The sequence below is a fragment of the Pseudochrobactrum sp. AO18b genome (genome assembly GCF_000409565.1).
In the GTDB taxonomy this organism is placed as follows: domain Bacteria; phylum Pseudomonadota; class Alphaproteobacteria; order Rhizobiales; family Rhizobiaceae; genus Pseudochrobactrum; species Pseudochrobactrum saccharolyticum.
Map to the genome: position 1 here is coordinate 1 of NZ_ANNO01000054.1, position 3,227 is coordinate 3,227.

A 3,227-nucleotide genomic window follows, 5' to 3' on the forward strand; every position below is an offset into this window, starting at 1 on the left:
CCTTTTTATTTTTATAGGTAAAGCGGTTTTGATGCTTATGCGTCATGCTCCGGAAAGGTTGCTTTCCGTATAAACAGATCAGATGTCCATTCGATGAAACTCACAGGCTGTTTTATGCCGCGGGCAGCGAGGACGGGTGCCATAAGTGCCTCAACATTACCGGATGCCATGCGCACTGCTTCATCAAAGGAGGCAATGCCCCATGCCACAAGATTGCGTACAGCCTGATCGAGACACAGCGTTGAACCGGCGAGACCGGCACCATTCGGATTTTTGACCATGCCATTGTCATGGCGCTCAATCCGCATATCCGCGAAATGATAAAATCCTGTCTCCGCCGCTGCTGCTGAAACCGCATCGGTTACCAAGACGGAGCGCGAAATCCCCTTCGCCCGTATCATTACTTTGAGCGCTTGCGGCGGAATATGAAATCCGTCGGCAATGAAGCAGGCGGTGAGGCGGTCTTCGGCCAGCTGGGCAAACAGCGGATTATCCAGCTTTGGCATATGTTGCGGCAGACCATTGCCGAGATGGGTGGAAAGGTTGGCTCCGGCCGAGGCTGCATGAGCTGCAGTCTCAAAGTTACAATCAGAATGACCGATGGCCGTGAGAATATTGCGGGCCTTCATTGCTGCAATGAATTCTTCAGAACCGGAGAGTTCCGGAGCCAGCGTCACCAGCAGGATCGGTGTGGTGACCCGAGCCTGTAGCTCCTCAATCAGACTGGCATATGGTGGTGTCATAACGCCAGCCGGATGGCATCCGGCAAAACCCTGTTGCGGATTAAGAAACGGCCCTTCAATATGCAGGCCTAAGCACATCAGGCGGCCAAGTCTGCTATGCTGAATGGCATTATCCAGCACTTGAATACGCTGCAGCAACACATCCGGTGCAGCAGTGATCAGCGTCGGCAAACAGGCGGTGACACCTGTCGCGAGCATAGCTTCTAATGCATGGTCGAGTTCAGATGCGGTAAGCTTGCCGGAGTTGAAATCAACACCGGCAAAGCCGTTAACCTGAATATCGGTTAAGCCTTTGGTGCGCATGACAAAAGCGACGCTGATTGTGTGTCGAGCAAAGCCACAGTGTTGTTGTGATTTTGCAAAATGGATGCCGGATAAAGCGGTGTTACTGATCCTTCAAGGGCATTTTTAACAGCCTGCGCCTTGCGTTGATCCGGCACGGATAGAATGATCAGGGACGATTTCATAATCTGTTTAATGCTCATGGAGATGGCCTGAGCAGGCACATCTTCCAGCGTGGCAAACCAGCCTTCACCCATTTGCTGGCGGCGGCAGGCTTCATCCAGATCAACAATAATATAAGGTTTGTCGGTCTCGAAATCGGCCGGCGGGTCATTAAAAGCCAGATGGCAATTTTCGCCGATGCCGGCAAAGCAAACATCAATGGTTTCATCCATGATCAGCTTGCTGAGCCTGACTGTTTCTGCTTCCGGATTATCTTCGGCGTTGATTTCATGGAGTGTTACTTTACCGCCGAGGGGCTCAACAAAACGCTCAACGAGATAGCGGCGGAAGCTTGCCGGATGGCTCTTTTTCATGCCGACATATTCATCCAGATGGAAAGCGGTGACTTTGGACCAGTCAATATCCGGTTCGCGGATCAGTACTTCCAGCATTTCAAACTGGCTGGCACCGGTCGCAACAATAATTGAGGCTTTCCCCTTGTTGCGCAGAGCCGATCTGATGGCTTCCGCACCACGTTTTGCCGCAGCCTCTCCCAATTGCTGTTTCGTGTCGAAAACACGTATTTCCACGCCACTCTCCCCGTTTTAAAAGGCAAAGCATCAGCATTCCCGCGCATGACGCAGGCTGCAAAGCTCTGATTGTTAAGGCTGACCGGTCGGGTCGCTTTTTTAAGCTGACAATGACCTCTGCCTCCTCCTGCTTAAAAGAATACACCTTCATTTTAGGCTTGCAAGTTATTTTTGAATAATATTATTCAAAATAATAATATGGGATGAGTTGCTATGCAGAATTTTCAGAATCTCCGCTTTTCCGATGCGCATGAACGTGATTGTGCCCGTGTTGTCAGCAGTCTGCTGGAGGCGGACGGGCAGTCCCGCGCCAGCCTTGCGGCTACGCTTGATCTGACGTCGATGACTACTTCCCGCATTATTGCGGATTTGCTGGATAATGGTTTTGTAACGGAAGACGTGGCGGAAAGGCGCGGACGCGGGCGCCCCGGAACACTTGTACGGTTGAACGCACAGCGGATCGGTTTCACTGTTATTAAAATGACCAGCTATCTGGTGGAAGGCGCTTTACTGGACTTGCAGGGGAATATTATTACCTCGCAGACCAAGCGTTTGAATGATGATGCGGATAATCAGCAGATGACGGTTTTTCTGCAGCAAATGATACAGGCATTGCGGGCTTCGCAACCGGATATGATGGTGCATGTCGGCACGACAATTCTCGTGGCTGGTATTGTCGATGTTAAAAAACGGGTCTGGCTGATTACGTCCCGCTGGCCGCAGGTGCGGGACTTTAATCTCGCTGAAGCCTTGAACCCTGTTACGCCGCTTGTCTGTTTGTTCCGCCAACTGGATATCGAGCTGGATGTGCATTTCAAAGCAGAGACTGCGCCGGTCAATACCGCCGCATTATTGCATTGGGGCTGGGGGATCGGACTTGCTTATTGTTCCCGCGATGTTGCCAGCATTGCCCATCAGGGGCCTTTCGGTGAGATCGGCCATTGGCGTTTTGATACATTGCAGGATCGCCCTTGCGGTTGCGGAAACCGAGGTTGTCTGGAAACAGCCGTTGCCCTGCCGGTCTTATTGCAGCAATTGGGGTTGGATGAGCTGACAAGTTTGGGCCAAGAGCAGGATATCGGTGGATATTTGCAGGATGCATCACTTGCAGACCATGCTGATATGCAGCTGGCAATCCGTCTTGTGGCGCGGGCGCTGGGCAATATGTGCCGTATTCTGTTTCCGGACAGAGTCTATCTGACAGGGCCGTTCACTTCTAATCAGGCTGTTTTTACTCAGCTATGCAGTCAGTTTCAGGCGGAAGGGCTGGTTGGTGCTTTAAAACTGCCCGATGTGATTATGGTACAAACCGAAAATCAGGACATTTTGCACAGCGCTATTCGTCCGCTGATTGAGAATGCTCTCGGAAATTTACCTGCAATTGCAGCGGGGGAATTATAGCGTATCCCGAAAAGTGTGAAGCGCCTTCGCGGGGGAATCAGTCCACCGG

Annotated in this window: 3 protein-coding genes; 1 reads left to right on the forward strand and 2 read right to left on the reverse strand. The window is 51.6% G+C overall.

The window, feature by feature from the left end; genetic code table 11:
- Nucleotides 1-35: 35 nt before the first annotated feature.
- Nucleotides 36-1,046, reverse strand: a complete 1,011-nt coding sequence (locus tag A918_RS0102580) for an N-acetylglucosamine-6-phosphate deacetylase (protein ID WP_022709544.1) — start codon at nucleotides 1,044-1,046, stop codon at nucleotides 36-38.
- Nucleotides 1,028-1,777 carry a glucosamine-6-phosphate deaminase gene (locus A918_RS0102585; protein ID WP_022709545.1) on the reverse strand — a complete coding sequence of 250 codons (750 nt, stop codon included), beginning with the start codon at nucleotides 1,775-1,777 and terminating at the stop codon, nucleotides 1,028-1,030. Before A918_RS0102585 ends, A918_RS0102580 begins: the two co-directional genes overlap by 19 nt.
- A gap of 213 nt (nucleotides 1,778-1,990) precedes the next feature.
- On the opposite strand from A918_RS0102585, the gene A918_RS0102590 reads away from it, so the two are divergent.
- Nucleotides 1,991-3,178, forward strand: coding sequence for an ROK family transcriptional regulator (locus A918_RS0102590; RefSeq protein WP_022709546.1), 1,188 nt, complete (start codon nucleotides 1,991-1,993; stop codon nucleotides 3,176-3,178).
- Nucleotides 3,179-3,227: the final 49 nt, after the last annotated feature.

Bases quoted from the DNA above. Each gene is read 5' to 3' on its own strand.
- A918_RS0102580 (WP_022709544.1), bottom strand. From the start codon at position 1,046: ATGCGCACCAAAGGCTTAACCGATATTCAGGTTAACGGCTTTGCCGGT.
- A918_RS0102590 (WP_022709546.1), top strand. From the start codon at position 1,991: ATGCAGAATTTTCAGAATCTCCGCTTTTCCGATGCGCATGAACGTGAT.